Genomic DNA, 21,550 nt, shown 5'->3' with positions numbered 1-21,550 from the left:
TATGAAGTTAGCGATGAAACTGCGCACTCGGTTATTCCTGAGCATCTCCGCGCTGATCACCGTTGCCCTGCTAGGTTTGATCCTGGGCTTGGTCAGCGTCATGCAAATGGCCAAGACCCAGGAGTCTTCAATTCGCAGCAACTTCGTTACGCTCGACTTGGGGCTCAAGCTGCGTCAGAGCCTGGGCGACCAGTTGATGATGATGCTGGAGGCGCGACCTAATCCGGAAGCCCTGGAAGCCTCGAAAGGACGCTACTTTGATTTGCTGGACCAGGGGATTGCCCATGAGCGGCAAGCTCACACCGGAAGCGGCTTCAGCGAGGCCAAGGCGGACTACCTGAGTTTCCTCGAGGCTTTCGATGAGTCTCAGCAGGCTTCGCCGCCGCCGGGCAGCAAGGAAAAACTCCACGAAACCTTCAACGTGCTGCGTAACGGCCTGATCGCCGAACACAAGCACGCCCTGGAAAGCATCAGCGCCAGCGAACAAAAGTCCCGCGCGCGCGCCTTGCTGATCGCCGGCGTTCTGGGATTGGTGGGGCTCGCGGTGCTGATCATCGGATTCATTACGGCTCATGGCATTGCCAGGCGTTTTGGCGGGCCGATCGAAGCCCTGGCCAAGGCGGCGGACAAGATCGGGCAGGGCGATTTCGAGGTGACGCTGCCCCTCTCCTCTGCCGCGGAAATGAACCTGTTGACCCGGCGCTTCGGCATCATGGCCGAAGCGTTGCGCCAGCATCAGGCGACCAATGTCGATGAACTGCTGGCGGGCCAGCAGCGCCTGCAAGCGGTGCTCGACAGCATCGACGATGGCTTGCTGATGATCGACCGCCAAGGCCGCCTGGAGCATCTCAACCCTGTCGCCCAGCGGCAATTAGGTTGGGACGAGGAACGCCTCGGCCAGGGCCTGGGCGAGGCGTTGGTGCGTCCGGAACTGGACGAGCAACTGCAACTGGTATTGCGAGGCGGTAACCTGGAGCGGGCGCCGGACGATCTGGAAGTGGAAGTCGAAGGCGAACTGCGCCTGCTGACCTACAGCTTGACCCCCGTGAGCCATACCGAGGGGCATATCCTCGGCGCGGTGATGGTGCTGCATGACGTCACCGAACAACGGGCATTCGAGCGGGTGCGCAGCGAGTTCGTACTACGCGCCTCCCATGAACTGCGTACGCCGGTGACCGGCATGCACATGGCATTCGGACTGTTCCGCGAACGCGCGAAGTTTCCCGCAGAGTCCCGTGAAGCGGACCTGCTGGACACGGTTAATGAAGAGATGCAGCGCCTGATGCAGTTGATCAACGACCTGCTCAATTTCTCGCGGTACCAGAACGGCCTGCAGAAACTCACGCTGGGGCCGTGCGATGTGACTGACCTGCTGGAACACGCCCGGGCGCGCTTCGTCGAGCCAGCCAAAGCGCAAAACGTCGAACTGCTGGTAGAAACTCAATCCGACCTGCCCAGATTGTATGCAGACCAGGCACAACTGGAGCGGGTGCTCGATAACCTGCTGGGTAACGCCCTGCGCCATACAGCCACTGGCGGGCAGATTCGCCTGCATGCGCGCCGCCATGGTGAGCGGGTGATTGTCAGCGTCGAAGATAACGGCGAAGGCATCGCTTACGGGCAACAGGGGCGGATCTTCGAGCCCTTCGTCCAGGTAGGCCGCAAGAAAGGCGGCGCCGGCCTGGGGCTGGCGCTGTGCAAGGAGATCGTGCAATTGCACGGCGGCCGCATGGGCGTGTATTCGCGGCCGGGGCAAGGCACTCAGTTCTATATGGCGTTACCGCTTTAACGGTGGTTCAACGCTCGCAGGATCGCTGCACTCTCCGCATCCGGCGCGCCGTCAAATAGCGATGGCCGGAAATGCATCTGGAACGCCGCGATCACGTGACGCGTGGCCACATCCAGCTCTCCGGTCTGGGGTGCCTGGTAGCCCAGACGCGCCAACTCTTCCTGAAACCAGGTGATGCTCGGCAACTCGGTGGCGTATTGCACCTGGTAGCGCGCGAAAGCCTGGGCATCCGGCCATACGCCCAGCCCTTCAGCAGCCAGGCGCTTCCAAGGGAATAGCGGGCCCGGGTCCAACTTGCGCAGCGGTGCGATATCGCTGTGACCAATAATGTTTTTGGGGTCGATGCCGTTGCGCTTACTGATATCTTTGAGCAAGACCACCAGGGATTTCACCTGCGCCTCAGAGTACGGGTACCAGAGTCGGCCAGTCGGTGTGTCCTTGTAGCCAGGGTTCACGATCTCGATACCGATGGAGCTGGAGTTAAGCCAGGTGCGCCCCATCCACTCGCTTTCCCCGGCATGCCAGGCGCGCTGGCTCTCATCTACCAGCTTGTAAATGGTGGCGGAGGCATCGTCGCCGATCAGGTAGTGGCTGCTGACCTGGCCGTGGGTGAGCAATGCCAGGGAGCGTTCAAGGTTGGTGGAGGTGTAATGGACGACCACGAACTGCACGCGGTTGTCGTGATTCACCGAGGGGTGGTTGGTGTCCAGGCGAGGGCCGCTGGCGCAGCCCGCAAGCAGAAGGAACACAAAAGCAAAGTACAAGGATTTCATGGCGGAAGACGTTACACTGAAGACGATAATGCAACAGTGTAACGTACCGGTTGTGGCCCGGCGGTCAAATTACAAAATGGAACATTTTTTAGGCTGCCTGCACCTGATTCCGTCCCGCTGCCTTTGCCCGATATAGCGCCGCATCGGCGCGTTTGAGCGCCAGGTCACTGCGCTCTGCCGGCTGGAACTGCGCCACGCCCATGGAGACCGTGATCGTCACCGGCTCGCCCTTGAAGTGAAACGGGCACGCCTCAATCGCTGCGCGCAACACCTCGCCCGCCGCCAGGGCATCCTTCAAGGATGAGTCAGGCATCAGCAAGACGAACTCTTCACCGCCAAAGCGCGCGATAAAATCAGTCGGTCGCAGGCGTTTGCGCAGCACAGTGGCGATGATTTTCAGCACCCTGTCGCCAGCCAGGTGGCCGTAGCCATCGTTGATGCGCTTGAAGTGATCCAGGTCCAGCATCGCCAGCGACAGGTTGTTGCCGCGTTGGAGCCAAGTGTTGACCTCCTGATCCAGGCGCTCACTCCACGCTGCGCGATTGGGCAAGCCGGTGAGCGGATCGATCAGGGCCTTCTGGCGTTGAACCTCCAAGTGCTCGCGATAGCCTTGGGCTTCCTGCTCCATATTGGCAACCCGTTCGGCCAGGCCCTTCAGACGTGCAGCCGTTTCCTGCTCACGTTGATCGCGCTGCTGCTGGTGCTCATCCATGGTACCTAACAGGCCTTCGAGATGGCTTTCCAATACGTGCTTGAGGCTGTCCAGGTCGGCGGCTTCCTGCACGCTGCTTTGCAGGCCGTCGACCTGTTCGCGGATCTGCGTGTCCAGTTCCCGGGCGGCGGAACGGCTATCGGCGTGGCCGTCGCTGGCGACCTGTAAATGCCCCTGGAACGCTTCGAGGCGCTCGTTGAGCTGCTTAAGGTAAGCCTCGAACTCATGCTGGCCGCTGTCGGTGATCGCCAGCATCAAGACTGCCAGGTCGTCGAGGATAGGCAGCAGTTCGTACCAGTTCAGGCCGTGGGCCAGACGCTCACGCATGGCTTCGGCCTGGGGCCGATGGCGCTCGGGCAATGCCAGCTCTTCCAGCAGGCCGAGCAGGGTGTCTTCGATGTGCTTGGCCACGAAGCTGTAGGACGGCTCCGGCGAGTCGGGTAGGGAATACGCGCCATCCGATTGCAGCTCGTCGGGGTCGGACTCTTCGACCTCCAGCACAGGCGGGAGCGACAGGCTGCCGATGACAGTTTTATCCGGGGTTTCGACCTGAGGTTCGGGGGTTTCGATGAAGGCGGCAAGGGCGCTTTCCGGCGCCAGTTGTTCTGCCTGAAGTTCGACCTCGGGCTCCACACGCGCCAAGGGCGCTGCGAGCGCTTCAATAGGAGCGGCTTGAGCGGCGGCCTCGTAGACGAACGCTTCACTGGAGGCCTCGGCAACCTTTGCCGGTGCATCCGATTCAACTGCAAGGACAACCGGCTCTTGAGGCTGTGGCGCAAAGGCGCGCAAGGCTTGCGTCAGCTCCTCGGACTGCTCGGACTGCTCGGGCTGCTGAGGCTCGGCGACGGGCTTGGCCACAGGGGTTTGCGATGCCGGGATGGGGACCGGTTCGTTTGCTAGCGCCTCGTTCGCGACATCCTTGGAACCAAACAGACGCTGCAAGAGCCCAGGCCCTGCGCGCGTGGTTTCGCCGCCGGGCTCCAGGTTATTCAGCGCCTGGCTTTGCAGGCCACTCAACTCGCTCAGCAACAACGGGATCTCACGTGCCTGGCCGACGCGCCCGTCCAACTGCTTGGCAAACGCCTTCAGCGGACGGATGACCTCACGGGGCAACGGCAGCTTTTGCAGTTGCGTGACCAAGGAGGTCAGCGCAGTGCTGATCTGGTCGACCCGGGTTTCGCGGCGCTGCTCTGACTCAAGAACGGCCTTCTCCAGACGCGGCAGCAACGCGGCGAGGGCGGCGTCCATGTCATCCGTGCGGACAACGTCGCGCATTTCCTTCATGCATTGGTCAACCACGCGATCGGTGCCCTCAGCCGCCAACGTACTGCGTACGAGCCCACGGCGCAGCAGGTCAAGGCGGGCGGCCCAGCGACGTTCGAGCTTTTCCTGTTGCTCGATGCTTTTAAGGTACTTCTCTTTCCAGCGCTGGGCGTCGTCGCTCATGCAAGGGGTCCGTGAGGGCCGGGACTCAGCGCGGGGAATGCATCGGCCGTGAGCGAACCCGGCAGACGAATCTCTACCGCGACCGGCAGGTGATCGGAGATGGGCTGCGCCAGCACCTGCACACTCTCGAGTGTGAGGGTCGGGCTTAGCAGGATATGGTCAAGACAGCGTTGCGGGCGCCAGCTGGGAAACGTAGCTTCGGCTTGCGGTGCCAGTAGGCCAAGGTCGCGCAACGGAGAATTCAGCAGCAGGTCGCTGGCATGGGTGTTCATGTCCCCCATCAGCACCTGGTGTTTGTAATTGCCAATCAGCTCTCGGATGTAGGCCAATTGCAGGGTCCGGGTGCGTGCACCCAGCGCCAGGTGCATCATCACCACGACCAAAGCCTCTGGCCCCTCGCCAAAACGCACAAGGATAGCGCCGCGGCCCTTGGGGCCTGGCAGCGGGTGGTCTTCGATGGCAGAAGGCTTCAAGCGGCTGAGCACACCATTGCTGTGCTGCGCCAGACGCCCGAGGTTGCGATTAAGCTGCTGGTACCAATAAGGGAAGGCACCCAGCTGGGCCAAGTGCTCCACCTGATTGATATAGCCGGAGCGCATGCTGCCGCCATCGGCTTCCTGCAGGGCAACTAGGTCGAAGTCATTCAACAGGTTGCCGATCTTTTGCAGGTTGCCGGCGCGCCCATTGTGGGGCAACAGGTGTTGCCAGCCACGGGTGAGATAATGCCGATACTTCTCGGTACTGATGCCCACCTGGATATTGAAGCTCAGCAGCCGCAGACGACTGTCCGGCGGCAAACCTGTGGTTTCCAGGTGATGTTCGTTGACCTGCGGATCATGCAGGCCAACCACACGTTCGGTACCCCAGCGGCGCATGACAGGCCCCTTACTTGGCTGCGCGCTCTTTGGCGATCAGCTGGTCGGCAACATTAAGGACAGCTTCCGGGCCGCCAGCAGTACCCAGGTCAAAACGGTATTTGCCGTTGACGATCAGCGTCGGTACACCTTGCACGCCATACTTCTGTGCCAGTTCCTTGGCCTGTTTGATCTGGCCCTGTATAGCGAAGGAGTTGAAGGTGGCCAGGAACTTGTCCTTGTCGACGCCTTGGGTGGCAACGAAGTCAGCCATTTCGTCTGGTTTGGTCAGGCGTTTGCTTTCTTTCTGAATCGCATTGAACACGGCGTTGTGCACCTTGTGCTCTACGCCCATGGCTTCCAGGGTCAAGAACAGTTGGCCATGAGCATCCCATGGGCCGCCAAACATGGCAGGGATACGTTTGAAGTTTACGTCCTTAGGCAGCTTCTCAACCCATGGGTTGATCGTCGGCTCAAAAGCGTAGCAATGCGGGCAGCCATACCAGAACAGCTCCACCACTTCGATCTTGCCTGGCACCGAAACCGGAACCGGGTTGGCCAATTCAACATAGGTTTTCCCGGCTTCAAGCGGCACGTCGGCAGCTTGTGCGGTCATGCCGAAGAGGCTGGCAGTGACGAGAGCGGCGCTGAGGATCAGATTACGCATGCTTTACTCCTGGACAAATAAAGTCGCCTCACGCGACCTTTGTTGTGACAGGTCTACGCGGGCATGAGTTCGTTAGTGTAACGGTAGCGGCCACAAAAAAGGGCAGCCTAAGCCACCCTTTTTATGCTTGCATCGATGGATTAATCGAGCGTTAACGTCGTGTGCGCCTCAGTGCAGCCCCTGGATGTAGCTGGAGACCGCCGCAATGTCTTCATCACTCAGCTTGCGAGCAATTGTGCGCATGATCATCGCATCGCCGTCGTTGCTTCGCCCGTCCTCTTCCTTACGGAAATCGGTCAACTGTTTGGCGATGTAGGTTGCGTGCTGGCCACTCAAGTGCGGGAAGCCTGCGGCTGCTATACCGGCGCCATTTGGCGAGTGGCAGCCGGTGCAGGCAGGAAGACCTTTTTCCAGGTCGCCGCCGCGGAACAGTTTCTCACCACGGGCCACCAGTTTCGGATCGGCAGCTCCCACACTGCCTTTCTGGCTGGCAAAATACGCGGCGATGTCTGCCAGGTCCTGATCGCTGAGGTTGGTCAGCAAGCCGGTCATTTCCAGGACCGTGCGCTTGCCAGACTTGATATCCTGCATCTGCTTGGTCAGGTAGCGCTCTCCCTGGCCGGCCAGTTTGGGGAAGTTCGGCGCCGGGCTGTTACCATCCGGTCCATGGCAAGCACCACAGACGGCGGCTTTCGCCTGGCCCGCTGTAGCGTCGCCTGCAGCATGGGCAACACCAGTGATGCCCAAGGTCAACAGCAGACTCACGATCAGTTTGTTCATCAGCTAATCCAACTACGGCTAAGGGTTTAAGAGTTATCAACCGGGTTTACTCACCATCAACTCAATGATGGCCTGGTAATCCTCAGTACTGCAGTCCATGCACAAACCACGCGGCGGCATTGCCTTGAAACCCTGGGTCACGTGTTGCACCCGCGTGACCACGTAAACTCGGTTGTACACCGCTTCCGGATCCTGTGTAGCCTGAGCACCCTAAAGCGGGACCAGGACACCGACAGCGCGCAACCACTTGGTCAGACGTCGACCATTCAGGGTTTGAGAGCGTTTTGCGTTCTAATGCGCAATAAAGGTCTTTCGCTCCCGTGAACTTCGTCCTTCGCTGGGACAAAGCACACACAAAATCTGCGGCATTATATACTGGCGCTACTGAAACGGAAACGACACCGCTTGCCGCACCCTTTCTCGGCATCGCCCACATCGGAAATCTCATGCAACTCAAGAATCCCATCCTCGGCCTGTGCCAACAGTCCACGTTCATGCTCAGCGCCGCCAAAGTTGACCAATGCCCCGATGACGAAGGCTTTGAAGTCGCCTTTGCCGGTCGTTCCAACGCCGGTAAATCCAGCGCACTGAACACCCTGACTCACGCCAGCCTGGCACGTACCTCGAAAACCCCGGGCCGCACGCAACTCCTCAACTTCTTCAAGCTAGACGATGATCGGCGTCTGGTCGACCTTCCGGGCTACGGTTACGCAAAAGTACCCATCCCGCTGAAGCTGCACTGGCAGCGTCACCTCGAGGCTTATCTGGGTGGCCGCGAGAGCTTGAAGGGTTTGATTTTGATGATGGACATCCGCCATCCGATGACCGATTTCGACCTGTTGATGCTCGATTGGGCTGTTGCCAGCGGCATGCCGATGCATATCCTGCTGACCAAGGCAGACAAACTGACCTACGGCGCCGCCAAGAACACCCTGCTCAAAGTGCAGGCCGAAATCCGTAAAGGCTGGGGTGACGCGATCACTATCCAACTGTTCTCGGCGCCGAAGCGTATGGGCCTGGAAGACGCCTACACCGTGCTGGCCGGCTGGATGGAATTGGCCGACAAGGGCGCGGAAATCGCGGAGTAACTTTTCTGCAGGCAAAAAAAAACCCCGGACTTCGTATGGGGAGGGGAAGTTCGGGGTTCAAGTTCCGGACCGCTAGGGCGAGGCCCAGATATCTGCCAACACTTAACACAACATAGGAGCATTGAAGGGCTTCACCACCCATTCAGTAACTCTGAGTGGCAGTTCACAGGTTAAGTTCCGGCAGGCTCAAAACTATTGGAAATAACTGACAGCGACTTCCGGACTAAAGCACTGTGCCACCACCCAAGGTGGTGGCAAAGCCTCGTAATCAGTGCGCTTCGTCCCAGTTATCGCCCACACCTACTTCCACCAGCAGTGGCACATCCAACTGAGCAGCCGCACTCATGTGCTCACGGATCCTCTCGCTGACTTCGGCCACCAAGTCCTCACGCACTTCCAGCACCAATTCATCGTGCACCTGCAGGATGACCCTGGCATCCAGGCCCGAATCGGTCAGCCAATTGTCCACCAGCACCATGGCTTTCTTGATGATATCCGCCGCCGTGCCCTGCATTGGCGCGTTGATCGCGGTGCGTTCTGCCGCCGCGCGCTCCTGTGGCTTGTTGGAATGGATATCCGGCAAATACAGCCGGCGCCCGAAGAAGGTTTCGACGTAACCCTGGTCGGAAGCCTGGGCGCGGGTGCGCTCCATGTACTCGCGAACCCCGGGATAACGGGCGAAGTACACATCGATGTACGCTTTGGCCGTCTTGGTATCGACGCCGATATCCTTGCCAAGCTTCTGCGCGCCCATGCCATAGATCAAACCGAAGTTGATCGCCTTCGCGCTGCGGCGCTGGTCAGACGTAACCTCACCCAGCTCAACCTTGAACACCTCGGCGGCCGTCGCCGTGTGCACGTCGAGGTTGTGACGGAAGGCGTTCATCAACCCTTCGTCCTTCGACAGGTGCGCCATGATCCGCAGCTCGATTTGCGAATAGTCCGCCGCCAGCAGTTTGTAGCCCTTAGGCGCAACAAACGCCTGGCGAATCCGCCGCCCTTCGGCGGTGCGCACCGGAATATTCTGCAGATTCGGGTCACTCGAGGACAAGCGCCCGGTAGCCGCCACGGCCTGGTGATAGGACGTGTGGATCCGCCCGGTGCGCGGGTTGATCTGTTCCGGCAAGCGATCGGTGTAAGTGCTTTTCAGCTTGCTCATGCTGCGGTACTGCATCAGCACCTTGGGCAGCGGATAGTCATCTTCGGCCAGCTTGGCCAGCACTTCTTCGGCAGTCGACGCCTGGCCCTTACCGGTTTTTTTCAACACCGGCAGGCCGAGTTTTTCGTAAAGGATCGCGCCGAGCTGCTTGGGCGAACCCAAGTTGAATTCCTCGCCGGCGATCTCGAACGCCTCGCGCTCCAGTTCGACCATCTTGTTGCCCAGTTCGATGCTCTGGATACCCAGCAGCTCCTTGTCCACCAGCGCACCCTGGCGCTCGATACGGGCCAGCACCGGTACCAACGGAATCTCGATATCCTTGAGCACACTCACCAGGCTCGGGATTGCTGACAGTTGCGCGAACAGCTCCTGATGCAGGCGCAAGGTCACATCGGCATCTTCAGCCGCATAAGGGCCGGCCTGCTCCAATGCGATCTGGTTGAAGGTGAGCTGCTTGGCGCCCCTGCCGGCGATGTCCTGGAAACTGACAGTGTCGTAATCCAGGTACTTCTTCGCCAGGCTGTCCATGTCATGCCGGGTTGCGGTGGCGTTTAACACATAGGATTCGAGCATGGTGTCAAAGGCGATGCCCCGCACCGTAATGCCGTGTGCGGGGTCGCCGCCGATGGCGCAGTTGGCCAGGATATTCATGTCGAACTTGGCGTGCTGGCCGACCTTGAGCTTGGTCGGGTCTTCCAGCAACGGTTTCAGGGCCAGCAGCACGGTGTCACGGTCCAACTGCTCAGGCACGCCGACATAGGCGTGGGTCAGCGGGATGTAGGCGGCTTCATGGGGCTGCACGGCGAAGGAAACACCGACCAACTGTGCCTGTTGGGCGTCGATGCCGGTGGTTTCGGTGTCGAAGGCGAACAACTTCGCGTCGTTGAGCTTTTTCAACCAGCTATCGAAGGTCGCCTGGTCGAGGATGGTGGTGTAGGTGGTCTGCGCTGGCGCCACGGGTTCAACGACTGCTTCAACAACAGGAGCAGCCTTGAGCTCCACTCGCTTGGCGTCGCGCTGGATCTCGTCAATCCAGCTCTTGAACTCCAGCAGCGTATACAGCTCCAGCAGTTTTTCACGGTCCGGTTCGATCAGGTGCAGATCATCCAGGCCCACATCCAGTGGCACATCAATCTTGATCGTCGCCAGCTGGTAGGAAAGGAACGCCATCTCTCGATGCTCTTCCAGCTTGGCCGGCAGCGTCTTCGCGCCACGGATAGGCAGGGTCGGCACGATATCCAACTGCTCATAAAGCTCTTTAAGGCCGCCGTTCACACCGACAAGCAAGCCGGACGCGGTCTTAGGACCGATACCAGGAACACCCGGAATGTTGTCGGACGAATCGCCCATCAACGCCAGATAGTCGATGATCTGCTCCGGTGCGACGCCGAATTTCTCCTTTACGCCCTCGATATCCATCGCACTACCGGTCATGGTATTGACCAAGGTAATGTGGCCGTCCACCAATTGCGCCATGTCCTTGTCACCGGTCGAAATCACCACCGGGCGGTCAGCGGCGGCGCTGCTGCGGGCCAGGGTGCCGATCACGTCATCGGCCTCGACGCCTTCGACGCATAGCAGCGGGAAGCCCAGCGCGATCACGCTTTGATGCAATGGCTCGATTTGCAGGCGCATGTCATCAGGCATGCTGGGGCGATTGGCCTTGTATTCGGCGTACATGTCATCGCGAAAGGTCCCACCCTTGGCGTCGAACACCACCGCGAACGGGCTGTCCGGGTACTGCCTGCGCAGGCTTTTGAGCATGTTCAACACGCCCTTGACCGCACCAGTCGGCAGGCCTTTGGAGGTGGTCAGCGGTGGCAGCGCATGAAAAGCGCGGTACAGATAAGAAGAACCGTCCACCAGGACGAGGGGTGCTTGGCTCATGAGCAGAATCAACCTTTTCGGCGGGTCAGGCGCTAGAATAGCCAGACCAATGACGACAAAGGGACAAGGTTATCATGCGTACATTTAATCGCCTGCTGTTGACCGGCTTGATTTCACTCACTCCGTTGGCTGCCATGGCGGCAGACGATGCGCCTGGGGGTGATCCGCAAGTGACCATTCGCACGGAAGGCGACAAGACCATCCAGGAGTACCGTCAGAACGGGTTCCTGTACGCAATCAAGGTCACTCCGAAAGGGGCGCCTCCGTATTTCCTGGTGCGCGCGGACGGAACCGATGCGAACTTCATCCGCTCTGACCAGCCGGATATGCTGATCCCGTCATGGAAGATCTTCGAATGGAAGTGATTTCTTAACTTAAATTGGCGCCGCGCACAGCGGCGCCCGTACTGGCAGTTTTAACCATGTCTGTGTTCACCCCCCTGGCTCGGCCCGAGCTGGAAACCTTTCTCGCCCCTTACGGGCTCGGCCGCCTGATTGATTTCCAGGGGATTGCCGCCGGTAGTGAAAACACCAATTTCTTTGTCAGCCTTGAGCGGGGCGAGTATGTCCTGACACTGGTTGAGCGCGGCCCGGTCGCAGAAATGCCGTTCTTCATCGAACTGCTCGACGTGCTCCACGACGCTGACCTACCCGTGCCTTATGCCCTGCGTACAACCGACGGCGTGGCACTGCGCGAGCTGAAAGGCAAACCGGCACTGCTGCAACCGCGCCTGGCCGGCAAGCACATCAAGGACGCCAACGCCCAGCACTGTACCCAGGTCGGCGACCTGCTTGGCCACCTGCACCTAGCGACTCAAGGCGAAAAGGTGCTGGAACGCAAGACCGATCGTGGCCTGGATTGGATGCTGACTGAAGGCACGCAACTGATCTCGCACCTGAATGACGCACAGCAACACCTGCTGAAAGCTGCACTGACGGAAATCGAAGCCCACAAGATCCAGATCCTCGCCCTGCCGCGCGCCAACGTCCACGCCGACCTGTTCCGCGACAACGCGATGTTCGAAGGCACGCACCTCACAGGCCTGATCGACTTCTACAACGCCTGCTCCGGGCCGATGCTGTACGACGTGGCGATCGCCCTGAATGACTGGTGCTCGGATGCCGACGGCGTGATTGACGGGCAACGCGCCCGTGCGCTGCTCGGCGCCTATGCCGGCCTGCGACCGTTCACCGCCAAGGAAGCCGAACTGTGGCCGACGATGTTGCGGGTGGCGTGCGTGCGGTTCTGGCTGTCACGCCTGATCGCCGCCGAGTCGTTTGCAGGGCAGGATGTGTTGATCCATGACCCGGCGGAGTTCGAGTATCGCTTGGCACAACGCCAGCAGGTCACGATCCAACTGCCGTTCGCCCTCTAAAGCCCCAACTCGGTCAATGTGGGAGCTGGCTTGCCTGCTCCCACATTAGACCTGCGCGGTCTGTTACAACGACTCCAGGCACCCAGCCAAGTCATTCCCCAACTTTTCCAACACCTGCTCATAACCCTGAGCCGTAGCCGGGGTATACCCGCCCAACGCATCCAACTCCGCCAGCTTCACCGGCAAGCCCGCCACCAGCGTTTCAGCCAAACGCGGACGCAACGGCGGCTCGCTGAACACGCAGGTCTTACCCACTTCCTGCAAACGCGTACGCATCGCCGCTACGTGCTGGGCGCCGGGCTGCACTTCAGCGGCGACACTGAACACACCGGCATGTTTGAGCCCATAAGCGTCTTCGAAGTAATCGAAGGCTTCGTGGAACACGAAGTAAGGTTTGCCGCCAACCGGCGCCAGGCGGGCTTTCAGGCGAGCATCCAAAACATCCAGGCGCTCATCAAAGGCTTTCACATTACCCTGGTAACTCACGGCATTGGCCGGGTCTGCGGCCGCCAGATCAGCAGCCATGCGCGCCGCAATCACACGAGCATTCACGGTCGACAGCCACAAGTGCGAATCCAGGCTGCCTGGGCGGTGATCATGATCATGTTCGTCGGCATCGTCGCTATGGGAGTGGCTATCTTCGGCGAAGCGCCGCAGCTTCATACCCGGAAGATCCTGCACCGCCACCGTTGTTGCCGTACGACCTTTCAGCACGCGCGGCAGGAAACTCTCCATATCCGGACCGATCCAGTACAGCAGGTCCACCGACTGCACGCGCCGTACGTCGGATGGACGCAGCGCGTAGTTATGCGGCGACGCACCCGGCGGCAGCAACACCTCCGGTACCGCCACGCCGTCCTGCACAGCCGCGGCTATCAACTGCAATGGCTTGATGCTGGTCAGCACCTTGACCTCGGCCTGAGCGGCGCCATTGATGAACAAACTGGTGACAAATACGATAAAAACGGGAAAAAGTCGGGACACGATGACCACTCAATGGCGTAGGAACGGGTAACATAATAACGTCTCTATCAAATGTCTGTCGCCGCTCATGCCTATTACACCGCTTGCCAGCCGTCCCCACGATCACTCCCACTGCGTGCATACCGCGCTGTCGGAGGCCGATACCCTCTGCGCACAAAAGGGGTTGCGCCTGACCGCCTTGCGTCGGCGGGTACTGGAACTGGTGTGGCAGAGCCACAAGCCGCTGGGTGCCTACGACATTCTCGGGGTGCTCAGTGAGCAGGACGGCCGCCGTGCAGCGCCACCCACGGTCTACCGTGCGCTGGATTTCCTGCTGGAAAACGGCTTGGTGCACCGCATTGCCTCGCTCAACGCCTTTGTTGGCTGCAACCACCCGGAACACGCGCATCAAGGTCAATTCCTGATCTGCCGCGCGTGCCATGCCGCCATCGAACTTGAACAAAAAAGCATCAGCGACGCCATTATCAGCAGCGCTGCCGATGTCGGCTTTACGGTCGAAGGGCAAACGGTCGAAGTAGTCGGCCTGTGCTCGGGCTGCCAGGGGGCTTGATGAGCAATGCGTTAATCCGCCTGGAACAGGTCGGGGTCACGTTCGCCGGGCAACACGTGCTGGATAACATCGCACTGAGCGTGGAGCCGGGGCAGATCGTCACCCTGATCGGCCCTAACGGCGCCGGCAAGACCACGCTGGTGCGCGCCGTGCTCGGCCTGCTCAAGCCCGACACCGGCAGCGTCTGGCGCAAGCCGAAGCTACGCGTCGGCTACATGCCGCAGAAGCTGCACGTCGACGCGACGCTGCCACTCTCGGTGTTGCGATTCCTTCGCCTGGTGCCGGGCGTGGACCGAGCCCGCGCGCAGGCTGCGCTCAAGGAGGTCGGCGCCGAACAGGTGATCGACAGCCCGGTACAAAGTATCTCCGGCGGCGAAATGCAGCGCGTGCTGCTGGCCCGCGCCTTGTTGCGAGAGCCGGAACTGCTGGTACTGGATGAACCCGTGCAAGGCGTCGACGTCGCCGGCCAAGCCGAGCTGTACAGCCTGATCACGCGCCTGCGCGACCGCCATGGCTGCGGCGTGCTGATGGTGTCCCACGACTTGCACTTGGTGATGAGCACCACCGACCAGGTGGTCTGCCTCAATCGGCACGTGTGCTGCTCCGGCCACCCGGAGCAGGTCAGCGGCGACCCGGCGTTCGTCGAGCTGTTCGGCAAAAACGCGCAGAGCCTGGCGATCTATCACCACCACCACGACCACGCGCATGACCTGCATGGCGCGGTCGTGGACGATCCTTCTACCCCTCACGTTCATGGAGATAGCTGCAAGCATGGCTGATTTTCTGCTCTACGCCCTGCTGGCAGGCTTGGCTTTGGCACTGGTTGCAGGCCCGTTGGGCTCCTTCGTGGTCTGGCGGCGCATGGCGTATTTCGGCGACACCTTGTCGCATGCCGCGTTGCTGGGCGTGGCCATGGGCTTTTTGCTCGATGTAAGCCCGACCATCGCGGTGACCGTAGGCTGCCTGCTCCTGGCGGTGCTGCTGGTGACCCTGCAACAGCGCCAGCCACTGGCCTCCGACACCCTGTTGGGCATCCTGGCACCAAGCACCCTGTCTTTGGGCCTGGTGGTGCTGAGCTTTATGCACGAAGTGCGCATCGACCTCATGGCCTATCTGTTCGGCGATCTGCTGGCGATCAGCCCCACTGACCTGACCTGGATCCTCGGCGGCAGCGCGACCGTGCTGGTGTTGCTGGTGGCCCTGTGGCGCCCATTGCTGGCGATCACCGTGCATGAAGAGCTGGCCAGGGTGGAGGGTTTGCCCGTACCCGCGCTGCGCATGGCCCTGATGTTGCTGATCGCCGTGGTGATTGCTGTCGCGATGAAGATTGTCGGCGTATTGTTGATCACATCGCTGCTGATCATTCCCGCCGCCGCCGCTCAGCGCCATGCCCGTTCGCCGGAGCAAATGGCGATCGGCGCCAGCCTGTTGGGGGTGTTTGCAGTGTGCGGGGGCTTGGCGCTGTCCTGGTTCAAGGACACGCCTGCCGGGCCATCGATTGTGGTCACGGCCGCCGCCCTGTTTCTGCTGAGTTTTGTCCTGCCCCGTCGAGGGGTGTAGACTTGCTCGCTTTTTGCGCAAATAGAGAGTCGCAGGAATGAAGCCGTTCACCGCCCGATATCTGCTCCTTGCCGCATTTTCCCTGCTGCTGGGCGCCTGTCAAAGCACACCGCCCGCCGCCCCACAGGCACAGGACGCACGTGCTGTGGCCATCACGCAACTGGAGCAAAACCTGGCCAGCAGCGAGCTGGCTACCGCCGAAGATCAGTTGGCCACCCTGCAAGCCCAGTCGCCCAACGACCCGACGCTTGAGGGCTACCAACGCCAATTGGCCGAGGCCTACCTGCAGCGCAGCCAGATAGTGTTGCAAAAAGGTGACGTCAACGCAGCTGCCACTGCGCTAAGCCGAGCGCGTGCGCTGATGCCAAAGGCACCGGCACTCACTGGCGGCGTTAACAGCGCCATCAGCCACGCCCGCAAAGCCGAGCTGGATAAAGCCGAAGCCGCCCTGAAAGCCGCTGAAACTCAGCCCGCCGCCAAGGTCATCGACCCGGCAGCGCCAAGCACCACCGTGGCACTGAACCTCACCGACATCGAAGCACTGCGCCATCAGCTGGATGCAATCGCCACCGACGTCGTGAATTACCAGTGCGACGTGAGCATCCAGGCGCCGCGCACCGAGGATTACCCGTGGCTGGCCACGTTACTGACCAAACGGGTGAAGCGTATTGATTCGGGGTATGACCTGAAGATTCACCGGCAGATTCTGAAGCACATTCCGGCGCAAGTTGTGTTGATTCCGCGCAAAGCGGACTAAACGCATCGCGGGCAAGCCCGCTCCCACATTTGAACGGTGAACACTTCAAGTGGGGGAGCGGGCTTGCCCGCGATAGCGATCTAACAAACAACAGATGACTTAAGCCGGAATCGCCTTCGCCTTCACCTCACGATCCCAAACCCGATGCTGGCCAATCGCAGCAAAGAATGCCTTGAACGCTTTGGCATCCGACCCCACGATCAACCCCGCATCCGCCTCCAGCTTCAGCAGATCCAGCAAAGGCTTCACGTCACTGGCCACCGCAATCGCCTTCAGGTGCTTGTACGCCTCCAACACGTAATGCAGTGCCACGCCGTCGCCGCTCAGCGCCTTCACCGACTCTTTCCCACCCGGGATAAACACCGCATCAAACGCAATGGACGGCATACCCTCCATCGACGCGTCGACTGGCAGGCTCTTGCCATCAGCCGTCTTCACCGGCGCTGACGTCGGCCCCAGCAGCTTGGCATGTGCGCCTTGCGCTGCGAGTGCCTTCTTCAACGCGTCAATCGCCACGCCGTCCACACCATTCGCCGCCAGGATCGCCACCTTGCGGGTTTTGATATCACCCGGCAGCAAGTTCGCCTGGCTCAACGCTGGCGAACGTTCCGGCTTGGTTTGGCGCTCAGGCACAGTACCTTTGGTCGGTGCTGGCAGCCCCAGGTTATGCGCCACGCGCTTGGCCAGTTCCAAGTCGATGTTGGCCAGGATCTCATTGACCTGGCGCGCACGAATAAACTCACGCTCAACCTTACCCAGCTCAAAGCTGTAGGCCGCAATGATGTGCTCCTGCTCGTGCTTGCTCATGCTGCGGAAGAACAGGCGGGCCTGAGAGAAGTGATCGCCGAACGACTCGCTGCGCTCACGGATCTTGTGGGCGTCGATGCGCTCTGGGTACGTCTCGAAGCCGCCATCCTGCGCCGCTGGCGGGGTTTCTTTCGGCCAGCCGCCATCGATCGAGTTTGGCTCGTAAGCCGCACGACCTTTATCAATGGTGGTGCGGTGCATGGCATCGCGCTGGTTGTTATGGAACGGCACGACCGGCTGGTTGATCGGCAACTGGTGAAAGTTCGGGCCACCCAGTCGGCTGATCTGTGTATCGGTGTACGAAAACAGCCGACCTTGCAGCAATGGATCATTAGAGAAGTCGATACCCGGCACGATATGCCCGGGGCAGAACGCGACCTGCTCGACTTCAGCGAAGAAGTTGTCCGGATTACGGTTCAGCACCATTTTGCCCAGCGGGGTGATCGGCACCAGCTCCTCAGGAATCAGCTTGGTCGGGTCGAGAATGTCGAAGTCAAACGCATGCTCCTTATCCTCAGGAATCACCTGCACGCCCAATTCCCACTCAGGGTAATCGCCCATCTCAATGGCTTCCCAGAGATCGCGGCGATGGTAGTCGGTGTCTTTACCGGCGAGCTTTTGCGCTTCATCCCACACCAGCGAGCAAGTACCCGCGGTAGGACGCCAGTGGAATTTGACGAAGTTGGATTTACCCTCGGCATTCACCAAGCGGAAGGTGTGCACACCAAAACCCTGCATGCTGCGCAGGCTTTTTGGAATGGCGCGGTCAGACATTGCCCAGATCACCATGTGGGCAGATTCAGGCTGCAACGAGACGAAGTCCCAGAACGTATCGTGAGCCGAGCCGCCTGTAGGAATCTCGTTGTGAGGCTCTGGCTTAACGGCGTGCACAAAGTCAGGGAACTTGATCGCGTCCTGAATGAAAAACACCGGCATGTTGTTGCCCACCAGGTCGAAGTTGCCTTCTTCGGTGAAGAACTTCACGGCAAAACCCCGTACATCTCGCACCGTATCGCCAGAGCCGCGTGGCCCCTGCACAGTCGAAAACCGGGTAAATACCGGCGTCTTGTGGCCTGGGTCACGCAGGAACCCGGCCTTGGTCAGCGCCGAATGGTTCTCATACGTCTGGAAATAGCCATGAGCGCCAGTGCCACGGGCATGCACGATGCGCTCCGGGATGCGCTCATGGTCAAAGTGCGTGATTTTTTCACGCATGATGAAGTCTTCCAGCAGCGACGGGCCACGGGAGCCGACTTTCAACGTGTTCTGGTTATCGGAAATCTTGACGCCTTGGTTGGTACGCAGGGCCTGGCCGGTCGCATCGGAACGGAATTCCTCCAAGGCCTGCAGCTTGGCGTTGGTGTTGCCACGGTCCAGGGTATCGGTGCCCGCGAGCTCACTCTTCGACGGGGTGGCTGGCTTCTTGGTACTCATCAGACAAAACTCCTTATTCAAAGTGGCCAGAGCGATCCCCGGCTCGTTTGAGCAAAAACCCCAGGCACGGCACCTGGGATATCGCGTTGCTTAAGTAGTGACTGATGAGGTTTTGGGCCGTTCCTTTTTTATGACCTTTGATCGCGTTATTGCCAAATCGCTGGTTGAATGCGAAATAAATGCTAAGAAACGCTATACGGACAGGCTAAAATGCGCGCCCGGCTAACCGCTGATCCCTTTTCCATGCGCCCCACAAGGTTCGCTACGTGATCGAGTTTCATAACGTCCATAAAACCTACCGCGTCGCCGGTAAGGATATTCCCGCACTGCATGCCACCAGCCTGAGTGTCGAAAACGGCCAGGTGTTCGGCCTGATTGGCCACTCCGGTGCAGGCAAAAGCACACTGCTGCGCCTGATCAACCGCCTGGAAGAACCGAGTGGCGGCCAGATCACGGTTGATGGCGAAGAAGTCACCGCCCTGGACGCCAACGGCCTGCGCCGTTTCCGCCAGCAGGTCGGGATGATCTTCCAGCACTTCAACCTGCTCGCGTCCAAGACCGTTGCCGACAACGTGGCGCTGCCTCTGACCCTGGCCGGCGAATTGTCGCGCAAGGAAATCGACCAGCGCGTCGCCGAATTGCTCGCCCGTGTCGGCCTGTCAGACCACGCCAAGAAGTACCCGGCGCAGTTGTCCGGCGGCCAGAAGCAACGCGTCGGCATCGCTCGTGCCTTGGCGACCAAGCCAAAGATCCTGCTGTGCGACGAAGCCACCAGCGCCCTCGACCCGCAAACCACCGCTTCGGTGTTGCAACTGTTGGCCGAGATCAACCGCGAGTTGAAGCTGACCATCGTGCTGATCACCCATGAAATGGACGTGATCCGCCGCGTCTGCGACCAGGTGGCGGTAATGGACGCCGGCGTGATCGTCGAGCAAGGCTCGGTCGCCGATGTGTTCCTGCACCCCAAGCACCCGACCACCAAGCGCTTCGTACAAGAATCCGAGCAGGTCGACGAAGGTGAACAGCGCGATGATTTCGCCCACGTCCCAGGCCGCATCGTGCGCCTGACGTTCCAAGGTGAATCGACCTACGCGCCGTTGCTGGGTACCGTCGCCCGTGAAACGGGTGTGGACTACAGCATCCTTGCCGGTCGTATCGACCGCATCAAAGACATTCCCTACGGGCAATTGACCCTGGCCATTACCGGCGGTGACATGGAAGCGGCCTTCGCCCGCTTTACCGCAGCCGATGTGCACATGGAGATCCTGCGTTAATGGACGTTTTACTGCATTACTTCGACAAAGTTGACTGGGCTGACATCTGGGTTGCCACCGGCGACACCATGCTGATGCTCAGTACCTCGCTGCTGTTCACCGTGCTGGTGGGCCTGCCGCTGGGCGTTCTGCTGTTTCTCTTCAGCCCTCGACAGTTGCTGGAGCAGAAGAACACCTACGCAGTACTGGCATTCGTGGTCAACGCCATACGCTCTCTGCCATTTATCATTCTGCTGATTGTGATGATCCCTACGACGATCTTTATCACAGGCACATCGCTTGGCGTGGCCGGGGCCATTCCACCGCTGGTGGTAGGAGCTTCGACGTTCTTCGCACGGCTGGTGGAAACCGCCCTACGCGAAGTGGACCGCGGCATCATCGAGGCGACTCAAGCAATGGGCGCCACCACCCGGCAGATTATCATCAAGGCGCTTTTGCCGGAGGCTAAGCCCGGTATCATTGCTGCAATCACAGTCACTGCGATCGCACTGGTAGGCTACACCGCGATGGCCGGTGTAGTGGGCGCCGGAGGCTTGGGTGACCTGGCCATTCGTTATGGATACCAGCGTTTTCAGGACGACGTCATGGTCGTCACCGTGGTGATGTTGATTGTGCTGGTACAAATTCTGCAGACCATCGGCGATAAGCTGGTGACGCACTATTCTCGAAAATAACGGCCATTGCCGGCCCCCGCCGGCTATGCCCGAACAAGGAGCTTGCTGGATGAAAAAACTACTGGTTGCTTTCGCCGCCGTTGCCGCGTTTTCCGCCCACGCCGAGACCATTACGGTCGCCGCTTCGCCGGTCCCGCACGCGGAAATCCTGGAATTCGTGAAACCTGCCCTGGCTAAAGAAGGCGTGGACCTGCAGGTCAAAGTCTTCACCGACTACGTGCAGCCGAACGTACAGGTGGCTGAAAAGCGCCTGGACGCCAACTTCTTCCAGCATCAGCCGTACCTGGATGAGTTCAACAAAACCAAGGGCACTCACCTGGTGAGCGTAGCCGGTGTACACCTGGAACCCCTGGGCGCTTACTCCAGCAAATACAAGAAACTGGACGAGTTGCCTGATGGTGCCAACGTGGTGATCCCGAACGACGCCACCAACGGCGGCCGTGCGCTGTTGCTGCTGGCCAAGCACAACCTGATCACCCTGAAGGATCCGACAGACATCCTGTCGACCATCAAAGACATCACCGCCAACCCGAAAAACCTGAAGTTTCGCGAACTCGAAGCCGCCACCCTGCCGCGCGTGCTGACCCAGGTTGACCTGGCGCTGATCAACACGAACTACGCGCTGGAAGCCAAGCTGGACCCGTCCAAGGACGCGCTGGTCATCGAAGGCAGCGACTCGCCTTACGTGAACATCCTGGTCACCCGCGAAGACAACAAAGACTCGGACGCCGTGAAGAAGCTGGTCGCAGCCCTGCACACGCCTGAAGTGAAGAAATTCATCGAAGAGAAGTACAAAGGCGCGATCAAGCCGGCGTTCTGACCTGACTCGATCTCCCAAACACTGGAGATCAAAAAATGTGGGAGGCCCCACTACATCTTCGACGTAGCGCTGTCGCGCATCAAACTGGTTCATCGTAAGGTTATAGAACGCGTGCGGGGCAAAGGCCGTAGCCAGCACTGGTGTGTCAGCACCCGAGTGG

At 60.0% G+C, this 21,550-nt stretch carries 19 protein-coding genes and 2 pseudogenes; 11 read left to right on the top strand and 10 right to left on the bottom strand.

Annotated features, from left to right (window positions below; translation table 11 throughout):
- Position 1 precedes the first annotated feature (1 nt).
- Positions 2-1,789 (top strand): ATP-binding protein, encoded by a 1,788-nt coding sequence (locus tag AACY52_RS24055; RefSeq protein ID WP_339419171.1) that lies wholly within the window; start codon positions 2-4, stop codon positions 1,787-1,789.
- Here AACY52_RS24055 and AACY52_RS24050 read toward each other — a convergent pair.
- The 7 genes and pseudogenes from AACY52_RS24050 to AACY52_RS32335 all read right to left on the bottom strand — a co-directional run.
- Positions 1,786-2,562 carry an N-acetylmuramoyl-L-alanine amidase gene (locus tag AACY52_RS24050; RefSeq protein WP_339438462.1) on the bottom strand — a complete coding sequence of 259 codons (777 nt, stop codon included), beginning with the start codon at positions 2,560-2,562 and terminating at the stop codon, positions 1,786-1,788. The genes AACY52_RS24055 and AACY52_RS24050 overlap by 4 nt on opposite strands.
- Positions 2,563-2,650: 88 nt before the next feature.
- Positions 2,651-4,720: a diguanylate cyclase gene (locus AACY52_RS24045; RefSeq protein WP_339438461.1), complete on the bottom strand. Its 2,070-nt coding sequence runs from the start codon at positions 4,718-4,720 to the stop codon at positions 2,651-2,653.
- The gene (locus AACY52_RS24040; protein ID WP_339419176.1) at positions 4,717-5,595 is read right to left on the bottom strand and encodes an endonuclease/exonuclease/phosphatase family protein; all 879 of its coding nucleotides are present in this window, start codon (positions 5,593-5,595) and stop codon (positions 4,717-4,719) included. The genes AACY52_RS24045 and AACY52_RS24040 overlap by 4 nt, the downstream gene beginning before the upstream one ends.
- A 10-nt stretch (positions 5,596-5,605) precedes the next feature.
- The gene (gene dsbA / locus AACY52_RS24035; protein ID WP_339560849.1) at positions 5,606-6,241 is read right to left on the bottom strand and encodes a thiol:disulfide interchange protein DsbA; all 636 of its coding nucleotides are present in this window, start codon (positions 6,239-6,241) and stop codon (positions 5,606-5,608) included.
- 168 nt (positions 6,242-6,409) lie between these two features.
- Entirely contained in the window at positions 6,410-7,021 is a 612-nt protein-coding gene (locus AACY52_RS24030) for a cytochrome c4 (RefSeq protein ID WP_339470472.1), read from the bottom strand.
- Between the two features lie 36 nt (positions 7,022-7,057).
- Positions 7,058-7,177, bottom strand: a pseudogene (locus tag AACY52_RS32340) (cytochrome c5 family protein); the annotation flags it as partial.
- A gap of 9 nt (positions 7,178-7,186) precedes the next feature.
- Positions 7,187-7,276, bottom strand: a pseudogene (locus AACY52_RS32335) (cytochrome); the annotation flags it as partial.
- A gap of 191 nt (positions 7,277-7,467) precedes the next feature.
- On the opposite strand from AACY52_RS32335, the gene yihA reads away from it, so the two are divergent.
- Positions 7,468-8,109 (top strand): ribosome biogenesis GTP-binding protein YihA/YsxC, encoded by a 642-nt coding sequence (gene yihA, locus AACY52_RS24020; protein ID WP_032862650.1) that lies wholly within the window; start codon positions 7,468-7,470, stop codon positions 8,107-8,109.
- A gap of 268 nt (positions 8,110-8,377) precedes the next feature.
- Here the strand turns inward: yihA and polA are convergent, their stop codons facing one another.
- On the bottom strand, positions 8,378-11,155 hold the full coding sequence (gene polA / locus AACY52_RS24015) for a DNA polymerase I (RefSeq protein WP_339419184.1): 2,778 nt from the start codon (positions 11,153-11,155) through the stop codon (positions 8,378-8,380).
- A gap of 74 nt (positions 11,156-11,229) precedes the next feature.
- On the opposite strand from polA, the gene AACY52_RS24010 reads away from it, so the two are divergent.
- Both AACY52_RS24010 and AACY52_RS24005 read left to right on the top strand, forming a co-directional pair.
- A complete protein-coding gene (locus AACY52_RS24010) occupies positions 11,230-11,520 on the top strand; it encodes a DUF2782 domain-containing protein (protein WP_339419185.1) in 291 nt (96 codons plus the stop codon).
- A gap of 56 nt (positions 11,521-11,576) precedes the next feature.
- Positions 11,577-12,530, top strand: a complete 954-nt coding sequence (locus AACY52_RS24005; RefSeq protein ID WP_339419186.1) for a homoserine kinase — start codon at positions 11,577-11,579, stop codon at positions 12,528-12,530.
- A 63-nt stretch (positions 12,531-12,593) separates the two neighbouring features.
- On the opposite strand, the gene AACY52_RS24000 is transcribed toward AACY52_RS24005, so the two are convergent.
- Positions 12,594-13,523, bottom strand: a complete 930-nt coding sequence (locus tag AACY52_RS24000; protein ID WP_339560848.1) for a metal ABC transporter solute-binding protein, Zn/Mn family — start codon at positions 13,521-13,523, stop codon at positions 12,594-12,596.
- Positions 13,524-13,581: 58 nt separating this feature from the next.
- Between AACY52_RS24000 and zur the strand changes: the two genes are divergently transcribed.
- The 4 genes from zur to AACY52_RS23980 are packed head-to-tail and all read left to right on the top strand — an operon-like array spanning position 13,582 to position 16,381.
- On the top strand, positions 13,582-14,064 hold the full coding sequence (zur, locus tag AACY52_RS23995) for a zinc uptake transcriptional repressor Zur (protein ID WP_065875637.1): 483 nt from the start codon (positions 13,582-13,584) through the stop codon (positions 14,062-14,064).
- Positions 14,064-14,843 carry a zinc ABC transporter ATP-binding protein ZnuC gene (znuC, locus tag AACY52_RS23990; RefSeq protein ID WP_339427757.1) on the top strand — a complete coding sequence of 260 codons (780 nt, stop codon included), beginning with the start codon at positions 14,064-14,066 and terminating at the stop codon, positions 14,841-14,843. The genes zur and znuC overlap by 1 nt, the downstream gene beginning before the upstream one ends.
- Complete coding sequence (znuB, locus tag AACY52_RS23985) at positions 14,836-15,624, top strand: zinc ABC transporter permease subunit ZnuB (RefSeq protein WP_339427756.1); 789 nt, start codon at positions 14,836-14,838, stop codon at positions 15,622-15,624. Before znuC ends, znuB begins: the two co-directional genes overlap by 8 nt.
- Before the next feature lie 37 nt (positions 15,625-15,661).
- Positions 15,662-16,381 carry a PA5502 family lipoprotein gene (locus tag AACY52_RS23980; RefSeq protein ID WP_339419193.1) on the top strand — a complete coding sequence of 240 codons (720 nt, stop codon included), beginning with the start codon at positions 15,662-15,664 and terminating at the stop codon, positions 16,379-16,381.
- A gap of 99 nt (positions 16,382-16,480) precedes the next feature.
- Here AACY52_RS23980 and katE read toward each other — a convergent pair whose 3' ends face one another.
- Positions 16,481-18,643 carry a catalase HPII gene (gene katE / locus AACY52_RS23975; RefSeq protein ID WP_370467901.1) on the bottom strand — a complete coding sequence of 721 codons (2,163 nt, stop codon included), beginning with the start codon at positions 18,641-18,643 and terminating at the stop codon, positions 16,481-16,483.
- Between the two features lie 245 nt (positions 18,644-18,888).
- Here katE and AACY52_RS23970 point away from each other — a divergent pair, with 245 nt between their 5' ends.
- The 3 genes from AACY52_RS23970 to AACY52_RS23960 are packed head-to-tail and all read left to right on the top strand — an operon-like array spanning position 18,889 to position 21,390.
- Positions 18,889-19,896, top strand: coding sequence for a methionine ABC transporter ATP-binding protein (locus AACY52_RS23970; RefSeq protein WP_339529980.1), 1,008 nt, complete (start codon positions 18,889-18,891; stop codon positions 19,894-19,896).
- Positions 19,896-20,570, top strand: coding sequence for a methionine ABC transporter permease (locus tag AACY52_RS23965; RefSeq protein ID WP_339419197.1), 675 nt, complete (start codon positions 19,896-19,898; stop codon positions 20,568-20,570). The genes AACY52_RS23970 and AACY52_RS23965 overlap by 1 nt, the downstream gene beginning before the upstream one ends.
- Positions 20,571-20,619: 49 nt before the next feature.
- Positions 20,620-21,390, top strand: coding sequence for a MetQ/NlpA family ABC transporter substrate-binding protein (locus tag AACY52_RS23960; protein WP_339419198.1), 771 nt, complete (start codon positions 20,620-20,622; stop codon positions 21,388-21,390).
- Positions 21,391-21,550: the final 160 nt, after the last annotated feature.

This window comes from Pseudomonas sp. EA_65y_Pfl1_P113 (genome assembly GCF_963970525.1).
GTDB classification, from domain to species: Bacteria; Pseudomonadota; Gammaproteobacteria; order Pseudomonadales; family Pseudomonadaceae; genus Aquipseudomonas; species Aquipseudomonas tritici.
Note: the sequence above shows the minus strand (reverse complement) of the source record. Positions and strands in the feature narration are given on the sequence as shown.

Coding starts and splice junctions, on each gene's coding strand:
- AACY52_RS24055 (WP_339419171.1), top strand. CDS start 2: ATGAAGTTAGCGATGAAACTGCGCACTCGGTTATTCCTGAGCATCTCC.
- AACY52_RS24050 (WP_339438462.1), bottom strand. CDS start 2,562: ATGAAATCCTTGTACTTTGCTTTTGTGTTCCTTCTGCTTGCGGGCTGC.
- AACY52_RS24045 (WP_339438461.1), bottom strand. CDS start 4,720: ATGAGCGACGACGCCCAGCGCTGGAAAGAGAAGTACCTTAAAAGCATC.
- AACY52_RS24040 (WP_339419176.1), bottom strand. CDS start 5,595: ATGCGCCGCTGGGGTACCGAACGTGTGGTTGGCCTGCATGATCCGCAG.
- dsbA (WP_339560849.1), bottom strand. CDS start 6,241: ATGCGTAATCTGATCCTCAGCGCCGCTCTCGTCACTGCCAGCCTCTTC.
- AACY52_RS24030 (WP_339470472.1), bottom strand. CDS start 7,021: ATGAACAAACTGATCGTGAGTCTGCTGTTGACCTTGGGCATCACTGGT.
- yihA (WP_032862650.1), top strand. CDS start 7,468: ATGCAACTCAAGAATCCCATCCTCGGCCTGTGCCAACAGTCCACGTTC.
- polA (WP_339419184.1), bottom strand. CDS start 11,155: ATGAGCCAAGCACCCCTCGTCCTGGTGGACGGTTCTTCTTATCTGTAC.
- AACY52_RS24010 (WP_339419185.1), top strand. CDS start 11,230: ATGCGTACATTTAATCGCCTGCTGTTGACCGGCTTGATTTCACTCACT.
- AACY52_RS24005 (WP_339419186.1), top strand. CDS start 11,577: ATGTCTGTGTTCACCCCCCTGGCTCGGCCCGAGCTGGAAACCTTTCTC.
- zur (WP_065875637.1), top strand. CDS start 13,582: ATGCCTATTACACCGCTTGCCAGCCGTCCCCACGATCACTCCCACTGC.
- znuC (WP_339427757.1), top strand. CDS start 14,064: ATGAGCAATGCGTTAATCCGCCTGGAACAGGTCGGGGTCACGTTCGCC.
- znuB (WP_339427756.1), top strand. CDS start 14,836: ATGGCTGATTTTCTGCTCTACGCCCTGCTGGCAGGCTTGGCTTTGGCA.
- AACY52_RS23980 (WP_339419193.1), top strand. CDS start 15,662: ATGAAGCCGTTCACCGCCCGATATCTGCTCCTTGCCGCATTTTCCCTG.
- AACY52_RS23965 (WP_339419197.1), top strand. CDS start 19,896: ATGGACGTTTTACTGCATTACTTCGACAAAGTTGACTGGGCTGACATC.
- AACY52_RS23960 (WP_339419198.1), top strand. CDS start 20,620: ATGAAAAAACTACTGGTTGCTTTCGCCGCCGTTGCCGCGTTTTCCGCC.